This window comes from Streptomyces sp. NPDC006207, assembly GCF_040613835.1.
Lineage (GTDB): Bacteria > Actinomycetota > Actinomycetes > Streptomycetales > Streptomycetaceae > Actinacidiphila.
In genome coordinates this window covers 17,994-35,984 of sequence record NZ_JBEXSX010000067.1, presented here as the reverse complement: position 1 = coordinate 35,984, position 17,991 = coordinate 17,994, and the positions used below count along the sequence as shown (strand labels likewise).

The window sequence follows — 17,991 nt, the reverse complement described above, 5'->3', positions numbered from 1 at the left end:
CGCAGCAGGAAAACGGCGGTATGCACAAGGTCCTCCAGTGGCTTCGAACGGACGGGAAGGCTACCTCTAGCGGCGGTCGCGAGGTTCGCCGGGGCCTCAGTTTGGAAGACAGGCTGCAAACCGACGTGGCCGGCTCGGACGCAGGTGGGACCAACTGCCGCCGGGCTTCGCGCTGTCGGGCGCGACCGCTTCCCGCCGGTTCACCGAATGGAGCGTGGCCCGCGTGTGGGCCAAGCTCCACCGCCTGGTCCTGGACGAAATGGGCTTCCGGGGTGGTCAGGACTGGTACCGGTGCGCGATCGACTCCGTCAGCGTCCGGGCCCTCGAAGGGGGCGGCTGACCGGACCGAATCCGACTGACAGCGGCAAGAAGGGTTTGATAATCCACTTCATCGTGGACCGCCGTGGTCTGCCTCTGTCGTCGAGCGGCATCTCCGGGGCGAACCTCCACGACAGCCAGGCCCTGATCCCGCTGGTCTGCGGCACCCCACGCATCCGCTCAGGCCGCGGCCCACGACGCCGCAGGCCCGGCACATTGCACGGGCACAAGGGATACCGCTACGGCATCTGCGGCGCTGGGTGTCGTCCCGCGGCATCCGGCACCACCTCGCCCGCAAGGGCACCGAGTCATCCCGACACCTGGGCAATGACGTCTTACAGCTGGTCCCCCGTGCCGGCCGGTTCTGGAGGGTGCACGCCGCCCCCGTCCTTGACGTCCTGCTCGCATGTTCGCCTGTCGTAGGACTGGTCATTGGCAATCAGGAGCACTCCGGCCACCTGTTCAGGGTGCTCGACGGCGAGCCATTCGTCGCCCGTGTGGTCCCCACCCGGACCGAACGCCTCAGAGGAGTAGACGCTTTGACAGATCAATGCCACGCGCTTCTTGTCCACCGCGCAGGCGTCCACCGCAGGGCCGCGCCGATAGGCCGCCCTGACGTGTCGATGACCTGCACCCTGACACCGGCCTCACCGCGCTCCGCCGTCGTGTCGGTGCAGCCCCAGAGTGAAGAGCAGCCGGACAGGGAGAGAATCGCCAGGACCAACGGGGCAGCAGTCAGTACCCGTGCGGGGAGTACTCAGATGACCTCCAGTCAGAAGGGATCGGAGTTCCGCACGGGAAGTGACTGTGGCATTCGGAGCACGTGAGGTCATCCCTGCGGCAGGTGTCTTTCTCATGCGCAGACCTGACCGGACCGGACGGCCCGCCACCGGGGCCGAGCGCGACCTCGACGCGGAGCGGTGCCGCACCCGGGGTCGGGGTCGCGGGTGCGGCACCGCTTCCGTGCGTGCCCTGGGTCAGCGGACCCGGATGAAGACCACGTCGTACCCCAGGTTCGTGCCGCGGTTCTTGACGTAGACGCCGTCCTTGCCGCCGTTGGGGTTGCCGGTGTTGCCCTCGACGGTGGTGAAGGAGGAACCGCCGCTCACCGTCCGCACGATGCCGATGTGCTCCTGGCCGTCGTTGAAGTTGCTCCCGCCGTTCCAGTCGAAGGCCACGATGTCGCCGGGCTGCGGGTTGGTCGTCACCGACAGGTGGTAGTTGCCGGCCCGGGCCTGCTTCACCCAGCCGGAGACGTAGCTGTTGCGGTAGGAGGTGGCGCCCGTCTGCTTGGCCACCCAGCTGACGAACGTCGCGCACCAGGCGTAGTTGTTGGTGGACAGGGAGAGCCCCACGGCCACGCCGTAGCTGTTCGCGCGGGCGCTGCCCTCGACCGTGCCGACCTCGGCGGCGGCGACGTCGAGGAGTTTGGCGTAGCCGCCGCCGGGCGGCGGCGACGTGGGCGGGGTGACCGCGCCGTACAGGGCGGCCTTGGTGTTCGGGCCCACCCTGCCGTCGACCGCGAGCCCCTTCTCGGACTGGAAGTCCCGCACCGCGCTGTCGGTCATCGGTCCGAAGTCGCCGTCGACGGCGAGATCGGCGCCGTGGTGGTTGAGGAGGCTCTGCAGCTCGGTGACGCAGCCGCTGCGCTGGCCTTTGACGATGTCGGTCGGGCACGCGGCGGAGTTCAGGTTGATCGGCGCGGGGGCGCCGCTGCCGCCGCCACCGCCGATGTTGGAGTACAGGGCGTTCTTGGTGTTCGGGCCGACCTCGCCGTCGACCGACAGGCCGTGCGAGGACTGGAAGGACCTCACGGCCGTCAGGGTCAGGGGACCGAACTCACCGTCGACGTCGAGGTGCTGGCCCTTGCCGTTGAGCAGCGCCTGCAGGGTCGCGACGCAGCCGCCGGTCTGGCCCTCCACGATGTTCGCCGGGCACGAGGAGGACCGCAGGTCCAGGCCGGTCGAGGGCGCCTCGTCGGTGTCGTACAGTTCCCGCTTGGTGTTCGGGCCGACCTCGCCGTCGACCGACAGGCCGTGCGAGGACTGGAAGCTGCGGACCGCGCTGTACGTCTCCGGCCCGAAGTCGCCGTCCACGCTCACCGCGTAGCCGAAGTGGCGGAGCAGGCGCTGGAGTTCGGTGACGCAGCCGCTCTTGCTGCCCTGCACGATGTTCGCCGGGCACGAGGAGGACGTGAGGTTGACCGGTGCGGGCGCCGTGCCCCCGGTGGCGTACAGCTTGCTCTTGGTCTGGGGGCCCACGCGCCCGTCCACGGCGATGGCGGTGGCGGCCTGGAACTCACGCACCGCGTAGAGCGTGTTCGGCCCGAAGTCGCCGTCCACCGTGAGGCCCGCTCCGTGGGCGTTGAGCAGGTTCTGCAGTTCGGTGACGCAGCCGCTCACCTGGCCCTGGACGATATCGGTCGGGCAGGAGGCCGAGGTGAGCTTGACGGGCGCCGGCGCGGCCATCGCCGGGCCGGCGCCCATCAGGGTGGCCGCCACGAGGATCGCCGCGGTGGCCGCGAGGCTCACGATCCGGACGCGCCAGCCGGGTCTGGCGCCCGGGGCAGGGAGGGGTAAGACGCTTCTCATGACGGCGGAGGACTCCTTCGACGGATCATCTGACGAGGGACCGGGTCGAGTGGCCGCCGGGCGGCCGCGCACGACGGTGACAGCTGGGGCCCGTGCGGGCAATCCGTTTCGAACAACTGGCCGGATTCCGCCGCTGTGCATGGGAGGGAGGCACCGCCTCCTGGCGTCGAAGGGGCCGGCCGCGGTCCCCCCGGCCCTCGCCTACGAGCCTGGGCTGATCATGCCTCGGTGTTCCCCGACGTGTGCGACGCGTCCGACGCCTCCGACGTGGCGAGGCCGAGTGCCTTGCGCGCCTTGACCGCCTCGTCGTAGCCCGCGAACGGCCGTGCGAATATATCCGGCACCTGGAACCCGACGCGGCCCTGCCCCCAACGGTGCCCGTTGCGCATCGCCGGGCATGGCGACTCACTGTCTGCCGCCGCGACGGGCCGCATGTCGCCGTACCGGTTTCACTGCCGTCCGCATCCCTGAAAACGCCGTGAAACGGCGGTGAACGGCGGGTCGGTCACGCTCTGCGGCATGACGACGACGGCCCCGCGAGGGGTAGCGACCAGGGAGGGGACCACCATGAACGGCCTGCGACTGATCCGCCGTCACGCAGCGGCGTTCGCGCGCTTCGCAGGGCTGGGCTGCGGGGTCACCCTGGCGGCCTCGGCGGCCTTGGTCCTGCTCTCGCAGTGGATCCCGTGGATGGCGGCGAACGTACTGACCACCGTCGCCTCGACCGTGGTCGCCACCGAACTGCACGCCCGGGTCTCGTTCGGCCACGGACGGCCCGGCCTGGCAGGCCACGTGAAGAGCGCGGCCACCGTCGCCGTCGGCTGGCTGGTCACGTCGGCCGCAGTCGGCGCACTGACCGCGCTCCGCCCCGGCGCCGGGCTCGTCCTGCAGCAGGCGGTGTACCTGTCGGCCACCGCGCTCGTCGGGATCGGCCGCTATCGCGTGCTGCGCCTGTCCGTGTTCGCGCAGCGTGTCCCGCGGTCGCGAACCGCCGGCGGCGGCGGGATGCGGGCCGCGTTCGACGCGGGAGCGTGACCCGGCTGGACGAGTTCACCGGAACTCCTGACGGGCACCGGTCGCGTACGGGCCCCCATCGATGCCGACGGGGGCCCGTACGCCGTCCTACGAGGCGTTCCCGCCCCGCTCTTGCGCCGGTGCGCTGTCCCGAGCCGTCGGGGCTCCCCGGCGGGGCTCGCACCTGACGCAGTCGCTGCGCTGACCAGCGCATTTCACCGCGTTGCCGGTCGGAGGGGGCTGCTGAAACCGCGCTGAAAGGTCGTTGAACGCGGCGCCCCGCAGACTCCGTCGCATGATGACAACGACCGACGCATCCGCCATCGCAGCCACGGGGCTGCGGAAGTCCTTCGGGGACAAGCTGGTCCTCGACGGCATCGATCTGCACGTGCCCGCGGGCACGGTCTTCGCCCTCCTGGGCCCGAACGGCGCCGGCAAGACCACCGTCGTCAAGATCCTCTCCACCCTCATCACCGCCGACGCCGGTGAGGTCCGTGTCGGTGGGCAGGACATCGCCGCCGACCCGCAGGCGGTACGTGCCGGGATCGGCGTCACGGGGCAGTTCTCCGCCGTCGACGGTCTGATCACCGGCGAGGAGAACATGCTCCTGATGGCGGACCTGCACCACCTGTCCAAGCGTGAAGGGCGGCGGGTCGCAGCCGAGTTGCTGGAGCGGTTCGACCTGGTCGAGGCCGCGAAGAAGCCCGCCGCCACCTACTCCGGTGGCATGAAGCGGCGCCTGGACATCGCCATGACCCTGGTCGGGAACCCGCGGATCATCTTCCTCGACGAGCCGACGACCGGCCTCGACCCACGCAGCCGCCACACCATGTGGCAGATCATCCGCGAACTGGTCTCCAGCGGCGTCACCGTCCTCCTCACCACCCAGTACCTGGAGGAGGCCGACGAGCTCGCCGACCGGATCGCGGTGCTGAACGACGGGAAGATCGCCGCCGAGGGCACCGCGGAGGAGCTGAAGCGGCTCATCCCGGGCGGGCACGTGCGGCTCCGCTTCACCGACCCGGACGCGTACCGGTCCGCCGCCGGCCAGCTGCGCGAGGTCACCCGGGACGACGAGGCGCTGACCCTGCAGATCGCCAGCGGCGGCAGCCAGCGCGAGCTGCGCTCCATCCTCGACTGGCTGGACACGGCCGGCGTCGAGGCGGACGAGCTGACCGTGCACACCCCGGACCTCGACGACGTGTTCTTCGCCCTCACCGCCCCGGCCACCGTCCCCAACCAGTCCAAGGAGAACGTCCGATGAGCGCCTTTTCCCTCGCGGTCCGCGACTCGAACACGATGCTGCGCCGCAATCTGCTGCACGCGCGGCGCTACCCGTCCGCCACCCTGAACCTGCTGCTCGCGCCGATCATGCTGCTGCTGTTGTTCGTGTACATCTTCGGCGACGTGATGAGCGCGGGCATCGGTGGCGGCGGCGCCGATCGCTCCGAGTACATCGCCTACATCGTGCCGGGCATCGTGATGATGACGATCGGCAGCACCGTCATCGGGGCGGCGGTGTACATCTCCATGGACATGAGCGAGGGCCTCATCGCCCGCTTCCGTACGATGGCGATCCACCGCGGCTCCGTGATCATCGGGCACGTGGTGGGCAGCGTGCTGCAGTGCATCGCCAGCGTGGTCCTGGTCGGCGTCATCGCCGTGGCCATCGGCTTCCGGTCCACGGACGCCTCGGCCTTGGAATGGCTGGCGGCGGTCGGGCTGCTGGTGATGTTCTCGCTGGCGTTCACGTGGATCGCGGTCGGTATCGGCATGGCGAGCCCGAACGCCGAGGCGGCCGCCAACAGTGCGCAGCCGTTGATCCTCCTCCCGCTCATCTCGAGCGCGTTCATCCCGGCGGACACGATGCCGGGCTGGTTCCAGCCGATCGCCGAGTGCCAGCCGTTCACCCCGGCGATCGAGACCCTGCGCGGCCTGCTGCTCGGCACGGAGATCGGCAGCAACGGGTGGATCGCGGTCGCGTGGTGCGTCGGTCTGACGGTACTGGGCTACCGCTGGTCGATGGCGCAGTTCAACCGCGATCCGAAATGAGTGTGCGGGCCGCCTCCCGCAGCCCGTCCCGCTTCAGGGCGGCGTACTCCGACACCGCGTCGGCGTACGCCGCCCCGTCGGCGTCTTCGGCGGCCTGCCGGGCGCGGTCGAGGGACATCGTGGGCTGGAAGACCTGTGAGACGTGCAGTCGTTCCGCCAGGGCCAGCAGGCGTACCGCGGACGGGTCGCCCTTGGTGAGCCGGGCCAGGCCGAGGGCCAGGACGCGGGTGCCGTAGGTCAGGACCTCCCCGGGCGGGCGGGAGCCGTCGGCGAGCAGCGTGAGCAGCCGGTTCTCCAGTTCGGCCACGAGGCCGGCGACTGGTTCCAGCCGTCCGGCGTACGCGTGGGCGGCCACCGCATGGGCTTCGATCGCCTGTGCCCAGGCGTCCACGGAGGGGTCGGCGGGGGGTGAATCGCTTGCGCGCATCCGCTCGACGGCTGTCCGCCATTGCTTGAGGCCGAGTTCGGTGAGGCCGCGGGCGAGCGCGATCTCGGCCCAGGCGGCCTGGTCGGTGGTGAAGTCCGAGGTGTGCTCGTCCGGCTGGCTCTGCTCGACGCGCCGTAGCCACTGCTCGGCTTCGTCCGGCTTGCCGCGTTGCAGACAGGCGAGGACGAGACCGCGGCGCAGGCCCGTGGTGGGGGATTGGTCGCTGAGGTGGGTCAGGGTGTCCAGCGCGGCGAGGAGGTGCCGGTAGGCCTCGTCGCCGAGGCCGGCGTCGGCGCACAGTTCGCTGCTGCGGGAGTGGCCGAGCAGTTTGAGGGTCGGGTTGGGTACGGCGTCGACCATGGCGAGCATGCGGCGGGCCGAGGACAGCGCGCGTTCCGGCTCGTGTTCGTGCTCCCAGAGGTAGCTGGCCACGCATTCGGCGATGCCCGCGAGCAGGGGTGCGTCGCTCGCGCACAGTTCCTGCAGGGCCTCGTAGCCGGGCGGCTTCATGTCCGGGACGGCGCTCAGCACGACGGCGAGTGCGCGCAGCAGGGTGTCGGGCTTCGCGGGCGGCAGTCGGCGCAGGGTGACGAGGTGGCGTGTCCTGGGCGGGCCGTATCCGATGAAGGGGGCGGCGGTGCAGATGGCGCAGAGGGTGCGGGTGACGTCGGTGTGCCGGGCGTCGGGGCGGTAGTGCGACAGGGGCGCCGCGGTGTCGGTGGCCAGGGTGAGGACCCGGTGGAAGCTCGCGGAGTCGGTGAGCCAGACGCCGGCCAGTACGGCACCGGCCGCCGCGGTGGTGGCGTGGTCCTCGCGGGCGAGGGCGAGGCGCAGGGCGAGCACGAGGTTGTCCTGTTCGGTGCGCAGCCGTGCCCAGTGCCGTAGCGGCTCGAGGCTGAACAAGGCCTCGTGGTTGGTGAGTCCGAAGTTCCGTGCCCAGTCCAGGAACCGGCCGGTGACCGCCTGTTCCTCCCCGGCCGTCGCGCGTCGGGCGGCGCTGAACTCCCGCACCGTCTCCAGCATGTGGAAGCGGATTCCGGCCGCGGTGTCAGCGGCTTTCAGCAGCGACTGGTCGACCAGTTGCTCCAGCAGGTACGGCGCGTCGCCGTCGTCACCGAGCAGGTGTTCCGCCGCTTCTTCGGTGAAGCCGCCGGGGAAGACGGACAGTGCCCGCAGTGCCGCCCGGGCGTCTTCCTCCAGGAGGTTCCAGCTCCACTCGACGACGGCGTGCAGGGTGCGGTGCCGTTCGGGTGCGTCCCGGCTCCCGCCGCGCAGCAGCGCGAACCGGTCGCCGAGGCGGCGGGCTATTTCGGGGACGGTCAATACCCGCACCCGTGCCGCGGCCAGCTCTACGGCGAGCGGCAGCCCGTCCAGGTGGCGGCACAGTTCCGCCACGGCGGAGGGCGGGAGTTCGACGTGGTGGCGTGCGGCCCGGGCCCGCTGTTCGAAGAGCTCGATGGAGGTTGCCAGGCTCAGTTGCGGCAGCTGGTACACCGCTTCGGAGCTCAGCCCGAGCGGTGCCCTGCTGGTGACCAGCACCCGCAGGTCCTTGGACAAGGCCACCAGCTCGCGCACCAGGTCGGCGGTGCCCTGGACGACCTGCTCGCAGTTGTCCAGCACGAGCAGCGTGGGGTCGGTGCCCAGTGCGGCGACGATTTTGGCGGGCGCGTCCGACCCGCCACCGAGCGCCGACGCCACCTCGCCGGCCACGTCGTGGTCCGTGCTGACTCCGGCGAGCGAGATGAAGTGCACCGTCCGCTGTTCCGCCTGGCGGCTGACGGCGTGCGCGAGGCGTGTCTTGCCCAGCCCGCCGGGGCCGACGATCGAGGCCAGCCGCGAGGAGTGCAGCAGCCCGGCCACGGCGGCGAGATCCTCGTCCCGACCCAGGAGCGGATTCGGATCGTGCGGCACCCCGTACCGGACCGTGGGTGCCTCCACCTGCAGCAGCTGCTGGTGCACGGCCTTGAGGCCGGGGCCCGGGTCGCTGCCGAGGCCGTCGCGGAGTTCGCGCCGGTACGTGTCGTAGCGGGTGAGCGCCGCCGACGGCCCGGCCGTGTCCGCCTCGGCGCGCAGCAGTTCGGCCAGTACCTCCTCGTCGCGCGGGGTCCGGGCGAAGACCTCGGTGAGCGGCGCCAGGGCCTCGGCCCGTCGTCCCAGCCGGGCGAGGGCGAGCGCGCGGGAGCGTACGAGGGAGTCGTAGAGCGGCGCCCGCTCGGCGCGCAGCTCCTCGACGGGGTCAACGGGCGCGGCGTCGGGGTCCGGGGCGGAGTCCCAGAAGGCGAGGCCCTCCTCGGCACTGGCCAGGGCGGCGGCGTGATCCCCGGCCCGGGTGTGGCGGGCGCTGGCCTCTGCACACCGGACCGCCGCCGAAGCGTCGACCTGCTCCTCGGTCAGCGCCAGCCGGTAGCCGGTGGGGGTGCTGACGACGACGCCGGCGCCGAGCAGGGAGCGGGCCCGGGAGACCAGGATCCGCAGCGCGTTGGCGGGGTTGGCCGGCAGCTCGTCCTGCCACAGCCCGTCCACCAGCCGGCTGGTGCTGCAACCGGAGCGCAGCTCGCTTGCGAGCAGCGCGAGCAGCCCGCGCAGCCGGGGCGCGGTGATCTCCTGGCCGCGGTAGGCCACGCGCGACAGGAGAGTCAGGTCGGTCGTCACCCGGTCAGGTTATCGACAGCGGTTGCCCGGGCGGCTGTTCAGGGCCGGGGGAGCGCTGTGTGCGGGTCGGAGCGGTCCTGACGGCCGCAGCGGGGGCCCCATGCCATGGGTGAAGGTGAAGAACGATGCTCCTGCGCATGCTGATGATCAGGTCGCCGAGGGTGTCTCCGCGGACCTCGCGGTGCTTGTCCGGAACGCTGCCGACGACCGTCCGGTGAAGATCGCTTCTTCCGTCTGCGGTGGGTGCGGCGGGCGCGCGTTCGTTGCGGACAGCGAGGAGTTCGAGACGGCAGTCGCGTTCTCGCTCGCCGACGACGGGTCCGTCCGCTGGGTGACGGTTGGGCTGCGGTGCCAGAAGGACGGCGCCGTGGGGGTCCATGCCGACTGGAAGATCTACTACGGCCCCGCGGATCACCTCCTGCATGGTCTAGGTCTGCCGAGCGACCGCCCGGACAGGCCGCGGTTCGTGGAAGGCGCCATCCCGGAGCATCGCGAACGCAGCGCGTGTTTCCGATCCCGGGGCCCTCTGCCTGCCCGGTCGCGCGGAGGCGCCGTCAGTGGCGGGGCCTACAGTCGAGGCATGGAACTTTCCCGCGAGGCACGTGAAAGCTTTCTGGCTGAGTCGCATGTAGCCGCGCTGGGCGTCGCCGCCGGCGACGACCGCGGACCGTTGATGGTTCCGATTTGGTACGCCTACGAGCCCGGCGGCCTGCCCTGGATCCTCACCGGCGCGGGCTCTCGGAAGATGACGCTGATCAGGGCGGCGGGCCGCTTCAGCCTGCTGGTCCAGCGCACGGAGCCGACGCCCCGGTACGTCTCGGTCGAGGGGCCGGTTGCCGAAGTGACCACGGGGACGAGCGCGCTCCATCGCGAGATGGCCCGCCGTTATCTCTCGGGTGAGGCACTCGACAGATTCGTGGCCATGGCGGAGGTGGAACTCGCCGATCACATCGTGGTCCGTATGCGGCCGGAACGCTGGCTCACCGCCGATCTCGGCACGGTCGCATAGCCGTCCGGTTCCGACGTGTGCGCGAGCGCCCTTCCTCAGGTCGTGCGGCCGCCGGCGGCGCGTCAGTCCATGGACAGCCCGCCGTTGACCGCGGCGGTGGTGCCGGTCATGAAGGCGTTGTCCTCGGCGGCGTAGAAGGCGACCGCCCGGGCGACGTCGGCCGGGCGTGCGAGGCGGCCGAGAGGGGTGGCGGCCACCTGCCGTTCCTTGACCGCGTCGTCGAGTACGTCCGCCGACACGCGGGTGTCCTCCACGGGGCCGGGCGCGACGACGTTGACCGTGATGCCCTGCGGTCCGAGTTCCTGGGCGAGGTAGCGGGCGAACTGTTCCAGCGCGGCCTTGGCCGTGCCGAGCGCGATCATGCCCGCCCGGGGCCGGCGGCTGAGGCCGGTGCCGAGGTATACGATGCGTCCCCAGCCCTGCTCGGTCATGCTGGGCAGGACCGCCTTCGTGACCGTGAAGGCGGCGTGCATCTCGGCGTCGAGCTTGCCGCCCAGCTCCTCCCAGGTCATGTCCTGGAACGACGTGACCACGTACGGGATGAGCGCGTTGTGCACGAGCACGTCGATGCCGCCCCATGCCGTCCGGACCTGCTCCACCATGCCCTCGACGGCCGCGACCTCGCGCACGTCTGCCTGCACGGCCATGGCCTGGCCGCCTGCGGCGGCGATGTCCGCCACGACCTCCTCAGCCGCCTTGCCGCTGCGGAGGTAGTTGACCACCACGCGCATCCCGCGTGCGCCGAGGAGGCGCGCGGTGGCCGCACCGATCCCGCTGCTGGCGCCCGTCACCAACACCACCCTGCCGCTTGCTCCAGTCATGGGGCCGGTTCCTCCTCGTCGTCGCGGGTCGTCGAGATGACCGCCCCGGGTTGTCCGCCGCCGATGCCGTGGGGGTTACGGGGCAGCCCGGCAGCTGCGAGGTGAGCAGCCGCCCCAACCGCCCCGCGTGAGTCCGTACCGGAACGGCTTGTCGAGCCGCCGGTAGACGGCCTGCGTCCACCGGCTCCACGCACTGACGTAGCATCACATCGTTGTGACACGCAGTTGGCTGAGCCGCGCCGAGCCGCCCGAGCGCGGTGCCGCCCGCCGTGGCCGGACCCGCGTCGTGCCCCGCGGCAATCACCACGGGGTCCGGACAGCGTTGTGCCCGCTCACCGCCGCACAAGACCGGCGGGCCGCCCGGGAGCCGACGCCGACGCTGCGACCAGCTCACGCGATGAGCAGGCGGAGGCCGAGATCTGCCGCGTCGAGGCCGGCGAGGTCGCCGTTGCGCTCAGCCCACCGGCCGGAGCCCAGGTCGTCGCTGAGGCTTCGCACCGCCCGCTGCTCGGCCTCCGGTCCGACCCTCGTCCACACCGACATCGCACGGCGCACGCGGTCCTCCAGATACGCCTCCGGCCGGCGCCAGTACGCCTCGAACAGGCCGTCAGCGCAGTCCCACGGGATGGGCACCGGCTCAGCGCGGGCGCCGATCGCGTCGGCCATCGCGGCCAGCGAGGGAAAATCCGCGAGGACTGCGGCGAACTCGGGCAGGTAGTCGCGGGTGAGCCAGAACCGGTCCTGCCACCCGGGCTCGTCGGTGTCGAACGTGAGCACCACCACGCGGCGCGCCACGCGCCGCATCTCGCGCAGCCCCGCTATCGGATCCCCCCAGTGGTGAACGGTGGAGACGGCCATCGCGGCGTCGAAGGACCGGTCCCCGAACGGCAGGCTCTCCGCGGCAGCGGCCACGCAAGGCGCCGCGCCGGCAGGCCGCTGCCCCCGCATCACCGCCGACGGCTCCACCGCGGTCACGTCGCGATCAGCAGGCTCGTAGGAGCCGGTGCCGGCCCCGACGTTCAGCACCGTCTGCGCGTCCCCGAGCGCGTCCCGGATCTGCGCGGCGATCCGCGGCTCGGTACGCCGTGTCGCGGTGTAGGCGCCGCCGATCGCGTCGTACAGCCGTGCGCCGAGCATCTCGAGTTGTTCCTCCGGCGTCACCTTCAGGCCCTTCGCCCGTGCCTCGAGTTCCCTGTCGATGGCCGTCACCATGGCGGCAGCGCGATCACGCCGCTCCAGCAGCAGGCCGCGCAGTCGGCGCAGGTGCGCGACCGCGTCGGTGGACGGGTCGCCGACGAGTTCCGCGACCTCCCGCAACCCGAAGCCCAACCGCCGGTAGGCCAGCACTTCCCGTAGCCGCTCCACGTCGCCCGCCGAATAGGCCCGGTATCCGGCTGCGGTCCGCCCCGACGGCTGGACGAGGCCGATCTCGTCATAGTGATGCAGCGTGCGGACGCTCACGCCGGCCAGATCGGCCACGCGTCCCACGGTCCAGTGGTCCTCCACGGCACCCGACTATGCAGCCTGACGCCACGTGAGGGTCAAGGGCCCGGCACGGCCGCGGTCCGAGTAACCCGGCACGGAGCCAGGAGACGGCTGAGCCCACCTGGCAAAGGCGGCCGCGGCGCCGAGAACACGCCCCGCGCGGACGGCAATCCGACGGATCGCCGTCCGCGCACGGCTCAGGCGTTGGGATCGAAGGGGATGCCGGAGGGCTTGGAGTTGGCGAGGGTGGAGTTGAAGCGGGCGTCGTTGATCTTGATGGTGGCCGAGCCGAAGTCCGCGTTCATGAGCTTGTCCCGGTAGCCCGCCGGGTAGCCCTCCCAGCCGACGAGGCGGGGGTAGAACCAGCCTCCGGTGGCGTTCTCCGGCGGCTCGTCGTTGGTGTTGGCGAAGCGGAAGCAGTGTGTCGAGGCACCGTCCTTGTGGTACACGATCTTGGGGTGGGTGCCGTCGAAACGGATCGCGGAGCGGGCGGCGATCTGGTAGCCGGAGTGCTGGGACGCCGAGACGTACTCGACCTGGTTGTTGTGGATCCAGACCACGACGTGCTCCCAGTCGTGGGTGTGGCCGATGGCCGCGGGGCCGAGCGTGGCCTGGTCCTTTTCGAAGTAACTGGCGTAGACGACGGCGCACCAGTCGTTGTTGCACTTCTCGCGCGAGTACGTGTTGGCGTTGGCCAGCTGGGCGTAGTCGTGGCAGTGCCCGTTGACGTCCCCACCCAGCTTCAAGCCGGGATTGAGCGTGCCGTCGGCGCCGATGGCGGCCGTGGTGTAGCAGCCGTCCTTGTCGTAGTCGTAAGCCGGGGAGAAGGACTGCTCCAGGCCATCGGCGTTCTGGGGCAGCAGCTGCAGGACCGCGGCGTTCGCCTCAGCAGGGAAGGCCAAGACCAGCGTCGCGCCGAGCGCGGTCGCGACGGCGCCGAGACGGAGACGGTTGGGAGGCCGAGTACTGGCGGACGTTCCAGCGGGAATCTTTCTCGCCGACCTAATGCTGCGCACGAGAACTCCTCGACACGAAAGGGGGCAAGGGTTCGGTTTGAGAATCCCCTGCCCGAGGCTGACGCTCTGCGCGACGAAGTGCCCGGCATTCCGGAAGGCCGGAGGCTCATCTCCGGCTGTGCCTCCGCCTGTTGATGGGACGACAAGTTATCCGAGGCTGATCCGGTGGCGCAAGAACACATTTCTGGATCGGCATTCCCGACATGTCCCGGCTTCCGGTAAGGAGAAGATGCCGGGAAATTAAATATCGCTGTGTTTTGACCGACCAACCGGGGGTGCCGCGGGTGCGCCGCCGGAAAAGTCCGGCCGGCGGCCGTACCGTCATGCCGTCGCCGAACGCCCGGCGGATGAACTTCCGTTCCATGGCAGAGCGGTCACCGACGCCGTCGCGAGCGTGGTCCGCGCCTACGGCACCGCTGAGCACCGCACCCGCTGGCAGTAACTGCGCCGTCAGCGGGGCGTAAAGAACGCGTAAAGATTGCCGGGATCCGGCAATGTCACGGCGCTGTGCTTCATGACACCATCGCGATGCCTTCGGGCGATCGGCGTGCTGGGGGGGGGTGGGGGCAGGATGGGGTGGTTTCTCGGTCTCGGCATCGCCGGTCTGGTGGTGCTGGCGCTGGCGCTCGTCTTCGACGGCGTGCTGGATGGGCTCTTTGACGGGCTCGGCGGCCTGGACGGCTTGCTGTCCCTGCCCGTGATCGCGGGATTCGTGTCGATGCTCGGCTTCACCGGCGCGATCGTCGTGGGCACCACCGGGCTCGGCACGGTGTTCGCCGCCGGGGCGGGGGTGGCTGCCGGCGGCGTGGCGGGATGGCTGACGTGGAGGTTCAGCCAGGCCTTGATGCGCGGGGGGACTTCGTCGGCGCCGCGTGGCGACGACCTCATCGGCGGCTCGGGCACGGTGGTCACCGCGATTCCGGCGGACGGCTACGGCGAGGTGCTGACGTACCTGGCCGGCCAACCGGTGAAGCTCGCCGCCAGGAGCACGGTCGCGCTGCCGCGGGGCACCAGGGTGTGGGTCGAGGAGGCCCTGTCCACCACGTCGGTCGCGGTGCGTCCCGTCGATCACTGAACGCCCGAGGCGTTCGGCACCTCGTCTTTGTCATTGCTGTTCTGATCAAGGGATTCCGGCATGAGCCCTGTACTCACCGCTGTGGTGGGCATCGTCGTACTCGTCGTACTGCTCGCCCTCGTCGTCATCACCCGCTACAAGGTCGCGGGTCCCAGCGAGGCGTTCATCGTCACCGGCCGGCGGGGCAAGAAGTCCACCGACCCGGAGACCGGCCGGATCTTCACCGACAACAGCGGTCAGAAGGTCGTGGTCGGCGGTGGCGTGTTCGTCGTGCCCTTCGTCCAGCAGAAGTTCACCCTGGACCTGTCCAGCCGGCACATCCCCGTCGCCGTGCGCGGCGCGGTCACGCTGCGAGGGGTGAAGGCCCACCTGGAGGGTGTCGCGATCGTCAAGGTCGGCGGCACCGAGGACTCCATCCGGGCGGCGGCCCAGCGCTTCTTGATGCAGCAGGACGGCATCGTGGGCTTCACCCAGGAAGTCCTGTCCGGCGCTCTTCGCTCGATCGTCGGGCGGATGTCCGTGGAGGACATCATCCGCGACCGTGCGGCGTTCGCCGGTCAGGTGGCGGAGGAGGCGGAGGCCAGTCTGTCCGGGCAGGGCCTGGTGCTGGACGCCTTCCAGATCCAGGACATCACCACCGAGGGCTCCTACCTGGAGGACCTGGGTCGCCCGGAGGCCGCCCGCGCCAAGCAGGAGGCGGACATCGCCGAGGCGGTGGCGCGGCAGGCGTCGGAGCAGGCCCGGCTCAAGGCCGAGGAGGAGATCGCGATCGCGCAGCGGACGTTCGCGCTCAAGCAGGCCGAGATCAAGGCCGAGACGGACGAGGCCGCTGCCCGCGCCGCTGCCGCGGGCCCGCTCGCCGAGGCCGCCCGCAGTCAGGAAGTCCTCGCCGAGCAGGAGAAGGTCGCCGCCCGGCAGGCCGCACTGACCGACCGTGAACTGGACACCAAGGTCCGCAAGCCCGCCGACGCCGCGCGGTACCAGGCCGAGCAGGAGGCCGAGGCCCGCCGCATCGCCCTGGTCAAGGAGGCGGAGGCGGACGCCCAGCGTTCCCGGCTGACCGGTGAGGGCGAGAAGGCACACCGCGCCGCACTCGCCGATGCCGTACGGATCGAGGGCGAGGCGCAGGCCGCGGCCATCGCGGCGAAGGGGTCGGCCGAGGCGGAGGCCATGCGGAAGAAGGCCGACGCGTTCGCCCAGTACGGCGAGGCGGCGGTGCTGCAGATGCTGGTCGAGGTGCTGCCTCAGGTCGTCGCCAAGGCGTCCGAGCCGCTGTCTGCGGTGGACAAGATGACCGTGATCTCGACCGACGGCGCCAGCCAGCTGTCCCGTACGGTCGCGGACAACGTGGCGCAGGGCATGGAACTGCTCAGCTCCACCACGGGAGTCGACCTCGCCGAACTGCTCAAGGGCATCACCAAGCGCGGATCCGCGGAGCCTGTACACCCTGAGGCGCCCAATGGTCGGGTGGAGATCACCGGCTGACGTAGGACGCCGGGAGGCTGGGGATCCGGAGGCCGGCGCCGCCACGGCTCGGCCGTGCCGCAGAGCTCGACCCTGGTGAGGGCTTGGCGGTGGCCACACGGCCACAGCACAGCTGCCTTCCGGAAAACCTTCCGCGCGATGCCAGGTCCCCCACGATGTTCACGGGGGACCTGGCCGTGTGCAGGCGTCTCGGGCGCCTTCCCTTCGGCAGGTCTCGACATGCTGGAAGGGTCAGGTGAGGGCAACACGTGCAGGGATCCGTGCCTTGTTGGGCGCACCGGCGTCGGCGCCCCGAAGGCCGTTTGGCCGGCCGTCGCTTCGCGCAAAGCGCCCGCCTCCACCGCTGGGACGGGCGCTTCGGGTGCGCCGGGCCCGTTTCACGCCGGGCCGATGGCCACCGCACAGCACGTTGATCAACCCGTGCTGGCGCAGGCTGCCCTGTCATGCGGCCTGCGCCTACTGAGACCGGACAGCCCGCCGATGTGTGACAACAAGGCGCGCCGGTAGGGGATCTGACGCAACTCAGGCGGCCAAAGAAGTTGGGCAGCGTGCGCCCTTGTCCCGCGTCACCCCTGCCAGACGTCCGCCACCGAAGGGGCCAGGGCGCTGGCCTGGGCGTGGCCTGTGCGGGCGGCAGCCGGCCGACGCGTGTCGTCCGTCATGTTGCGGCCCATCACGCGGCGCGCAACGCGGTCCGGGGACAGCAGGATGACGCGTGTGCCGTCGTCCGGTCGCTCTGGGCGGTGTCCGCAAGACCGGCCTGCTCACGCAGTGGACGCCCGGGTCCGGGGCCGAGGTGCTCCGCAGGCGCGAAGGGGGTACGCGCGGGCCGGCCGCGGCCGAAGCGGGTGCCGCGCTCGCCGCCCCGGACACATCCGGGGCCGCCGACTGGCACCCGCCCGTCCTGCGCCGGCTCCCCGTCCCCGGCCGGCCGGGCGGGCCCATGCTGCGGGGGTCATCCCCGTGGACGTCCCTACGTTCACCGCGACCGGGTGGTACGACGCGTTCCTGCAGGGCAGTCTCGACAACCACCTCGCGGCACGGGCCACGGGGCACCCGGCCGCCCTGGTCGTGGGCCCCTGGACGCACGCCGACCGGTCCGGCTCACCGATACCGTTGGCCGGGTGCATCAACGCACAGCATGGCCGGCCATGACGAGGCGAGCCTGACCGCGACCGACCCGCCAGGAACGGTCGCGGTCAGGCCTTCGCCCGTCGCCCCCTTCGAATGTGACCGGGCCCTGACATGGCAGGTTTGTCCAGGGCGACGGTCGGCTTCGGGCGCTACTGACGGATGTTGATGGCCTGGACCGCCTCGGACTGCGCGACTGCCGCCGGGGAGGCGACGTTGGCCGACAGCGATTCGTTACGGGCCTTCACGTGCGCCGACTTGAGCGACTTGTTGGTGAACCTGAAGGAGCCGAAGTCCTCGCCCCAACCGCCGTACCCTCCGCGGTCGTAGCCTCCATGGCCGTACCCTCCGCGGCCGTAGTTTCCACGGCCGTACCCTCCGCGGCCGTAGTTCCCGCGGTCGTAGTTCCCGCGGTCGTACCCTCCGTGGCCGTAGCCTCCACGGCCGTGGTCTCCGCGGTCGTGGCCCCGGCCACCGTAGCCGTTGTCCCAGCTATTCCCCGAACAGGTCGCGGAAGTGGCCAGCGCCGTACCGGCCAGGGGAACCCCCATAGCCGATACCGCCAATGCCACCGTAGCCGCGGCTCGAGCAAGACCTTTCACTGCATTCCTCCCTTGGAGATAGGAATTTTCCGATGCGAAACCGAAGCTAGCCGATGCCCACCCGGAAGTCATTCACGCGTCGCGGTGAAGGTCGGCCAAACAGGGCATCACCGAGAAATGGGCGACGGCGCTCGGGAGGCCGCAACCTTGGCGTTTCCCGAGCTCAGGCCCCATGTCGTCCCGCTGTGCGCGATTTCCCGGGCTCCATGTTGATACACCTTGGAGTGAATCCGGAACGAGCTCTCAACGTCGAGAAATCGTTGCGGGGCAGGATAAAATTAATTCATTCAATCGAGCCGAATTTGGAAAAGAT

Annotated in this window: 14 protein-coding genes and 2 pseudogenes; 8 read left to right on the top strand and 8 right to left on the bottom strand. The window is 70.7% G+C overall.

Going from position 1 to position 17,991, the window contains the following annotated elements:
- Positions 1-136 precede the first annotated feature (136 nt).
- Positions 137-644, top strand: a pseudogene (locus ABZ312_RS36815) (transposase family protein); the annotation flags it as partial.
- 9 nt (positions 645-653) lie between these two features.
- Here the strand turns inward: ABZ312_RS36815 and ABZ312_RS36810 are convergent.
- The 3 genes and pseudogenes from ABZ312_RS36810 to ABZ312_RS36800 all read right to left on the bottom strand — a co-directional run bounded on the left by ABZ312_RS36810 (position 654) and on the right by ABZ312_RS36800 (position 3,298).
- A pseudogene (locus ABZ312_RS36810) lies at positions 654-1,030 on the bottom strand (hypothetical protein).
- Positions 1,031-1,295: 265 nt separating this feature from the next.
- Positions 1,296-2,909: a peptidoglycan-binding protein gene (locus tag ABZ312_RS36805; RefSeq protein WP_500331715.1), complete on the bottom strand. Its 1,614-nt coding sequence runs from the start codon at positions 2,907-2,909 to the stop codon at positions 1,296-1,298.
- A 218-nt stretch (positions 2,910-3,127) separates the two neighbouring features.
- Positions 3,128-3,298: a hypothetical protein gene (locus ABZ312_RS36800; RefSeq protein ID WP_500331717.1), complete on the bottom strand. Its 171-nt coding sequence runs from the start codon at positions 3,296-3,298 to the stop codon at positions 3,128-3,130.
- A gap of 178 nt (positions 3,299-3,476) precedes the next feature.
- Between ABZ312_RS36800 and ABZ312_RS36795 the strand changes: the two genes are divergently transcribed.
- The 3 genes from ABZ312_RS36795 (at position 3,477) to ABZ312_RS36785 (ending at position 5,975) form a co-directional block, all read left to right on the top strand.
- Entirely contained in the window at positions 3,477-3,944 is a 468-nt protein-coding gene (locus tag ABZ312_RS36795) for a hypothetical protein (protein ID WP_500439600.1), read from the top strand.
- A 274-nt stretch (positions 3,945-4,218) separates the two neighbouring features.
- Positions 4,219-5,187 (top strand): ATP-binding cassette domain-containing protein, encoded by a 969-nt coding sequence (locus ABZ312_RS36790; RefSeq protein WP_500439599.1) that lies wholly within the window; start codon positions 4,219-4,221, stop codon positions 5,185-5,187.
- On the top strand, positions 5,184-5,975 hold the full coding sequence (locus ABZ312_RS36785) for an ABC transporter permease (RefSeq protein ID WP_500439598.1): 792 nt from the start codon (positions 5,184-5,186) through the stop codon (positions 5,973-5,975). The genes ABZ312_RS36790 and ABZ312_RS36785 overlap by 4 nt, the downstream gene beginning before the upstream one ends.
- Here ABZ312_RS36785 and ABZ312_RS36780 read toward each other — a convergent pair.
- Complete coding sequence (locus tag ABZ312_RS36780) at positions 5,956-9,054, bottom strand: ATP-binding protein (RefSeq protein ID WP_500439597.1); 3,099 nt, start codon at positions 9,052-9,054, stop codon at positions 5,956-5,958. The two genes, ABZ312_RS36785 and ABZ312_RS36780, sit on opposite strands and share 20 nt — an antisense overlap.
- Positions 9,055-9,634: 580 nt before the next feature.
- Here ABZ312_RS36780 and ABZ312_RS36775 point away from each other — a divergent pair.
- Positions 9,635-10,063, top strand: a complete 429-nt coding sequence (locus ABZ312_RS36775; protein ID WP_500331760.1) for a pyridoxamine 5'-phosphate oxidase family protein — start codon at positions 9,635-9,637, stop codon at positions 10,061-10,063.
- A gap of 62 nt (positions 10,064-10,125) precedes the next feature.
- Here ABZ312_RS36775 and ABZ312_RS36770 read toward each other — a convergent pair whose 3' ends face one another.
- The 3 genes from ABZ312_RS36770 to ABZ312_RS36760 form a co-directional block, all read right to left on the bottom strand.
- Positions 10,126-10,884 (bottom strand): SDR family NAD(P)-dependent oxidoreductase, encoded by a 759-nt coding sequence (locus ABZ312_RS36770; RefSeq protein ID WP_500360215.1) that lies wholly within the window; start codon positions 10,882-10,884, stop codon positions 10,126-10,128.
- 390 nt (positions 10,885-11,274) lie between these two features.
- Positions 11,275-12,372: a MerR family transcriptional regulator gene (locus tag ABZ312_RS36765; RefSeq protein WP_500331761.1), complete on the bottom strand. Its 1,098-nt coding sequence runs from the start codon at positions 12,370-12,372 to the stop codon at positions 11,275-11,277.
- A gap of 194 nt (positions 12,373-12,566) precedes the next feature.
- On the bottom strand, positions 12,567-13,358 hold the full coding sequence (locus ABZ312_RS36760; protein WP_500439605.1) for an NPP1 family protein: 792 nt from the start codon (positions 13,356-13,358) through the stop codon (positions 12,567-12,569).
- Positions 13,359-13,956: 598 nt separating this feature from the next.
- On the opposite strand from ABZ312_RS36760, the gene ABZ312_RS36755 reads away from it, so the two are divergent.
- The 3 genes from ABZ312_RS36755 (at position 13,957) to ABZ312_RS36745 (ending at position 17,100) form a co-directional block, all read left to right on the top strand.
- Positions 13,957-14,460 (top strand): NfeD C-terminal domain-containing protein, encoded by a 504-nt coding sequence (locus ABZ312_RS36755; protein WP_500439596.1) that lies wholly within the window; start codon positions 13,957-13,959, stop codon positions 14,458-14,460.
- Between the two features lie 60 nt (positions 14,461-14,520).
- Positions 14,521-15,945 carry a flotillin family protein gene (locus ABZ312_RS36750; RefSeq protein WP_500331729.1) on the top strand — a complete coding sequence of 475 codons (1,425 nt, stop codon included), beginning with the start codon at positions 14,521-14,523 and terminating at the stop codon, positions 15,943-15,945.
- 660 nt (positions 15,946-16,605) lie between these two features.
- Complete coding sequence (locus tag ABZ312_RS36745) at positions 16,606-17,100, top strand: CocE/NonD family hydrolase (RefSeq protein ID WP_500439595.1); 495 nt, start codon at positions 16,606-16,608, stop codon at positions 17,098-17,100.
- Between the two features lie 128 nt (positions 17,101-17,228).
- Here ABZ312_RS36745 and ABZ312_RS36740 read toward each other — a convergent pair whose 3' ends face one another.
- Positions 17,229-17,627 (bottom strand): hypothetical protein, encoded by a 399-nt coding sequence (locus tag ABZ312_RS36740; RefSeq protein WP_500439594.1) that lies wholly within the window; start codon positions 17,625-17,627, stop codon positions 17,229-17,231.
- Positions 17,628-17,991 lie beyond the last annotated feature (364 nt).

Bases quoted from the DNA above. Each gene is read 5' to 3' on its own strand.
- ABZ312_RS36745 (WP_500439595.1), top strand. From the start codon at position 16,606: ATGTTGCGGCCCATCACGCGGCGCGCAACGCGGTCCGGGGACAGCAGG.
- ABZ312_RS36790 (WP_500439599.1), top strand. From the start codon at position 4,219: ATGATGACAACGACCGACGCATCCGCCATCGCAGCCACGGGGCTGCGG.
- ABZ312_RS36770 (WP_500360215.1), bottom strand. From the start codon at position 10,884: ATGACTGGAGCAAGCGGCAGGGTGGTGTTGGTGACGGGCGCCAGCAGC.
- ABZ312_RS36740 (WP_500439594.1), bottom strand. From the start codon at position 17,627: ATGGGGGTTCCCCTGGCCGGTACGGCGCTGGCCACTTCCGCGACCTGT.
- ABZ312_RS36755 (WP_500439596.1), top strand. From the start codon at position 13,957: ATGGGGTGGTTTCTCGGTCTCGGCATCGCCGGTCTGGTGGTGCTGGCG.
- ABZ312_RS36795 (WP_500439600.1), top strand. From the start codon at position 3,477: ATGAACGGCCTGCGACTGATCCGCCGTCACGCAGCGGCGTTCGCGCGC.
- ABZ312_RS36785 (WP_500439598.1), top strand. From the start codon at position 5,184: ATGAGCGCCTTTTCCCTCGCGGTCCGCGACTCGAACACGATGCTGCGC.
- ABZ312_RS36750 (WP_500331729.1), top strand. From the start codon at position 14,521: ATGAGCCCTGTACTCACCGCTGTGGTGGGCATCGTCGTACTCGTCGTA.
- ABZ312_RS36800 (WP_500331717.1), bottom strand. From the start codon at position 3,298: ATGCGCAACGGGCACCGTTGGGGGCAGGGCCGCGTCGGGTTCCAGGTG.
- ABZ312_RS36775 (WP_500331760.1), top strand. From the start codon at position 9,635: ATGGAACTTTCCCGCGAGGCACGTGAAAGCTTTCTGGCTGAGTCGCAT.
- ABZ312_RS36805 (WP_500331715.1), bottom strand. From the start codon at position 2,909: ATGAGAAGCGTCTTACCCCTCCCTGCCCCGGGCGCCAGACCCGGCTGG.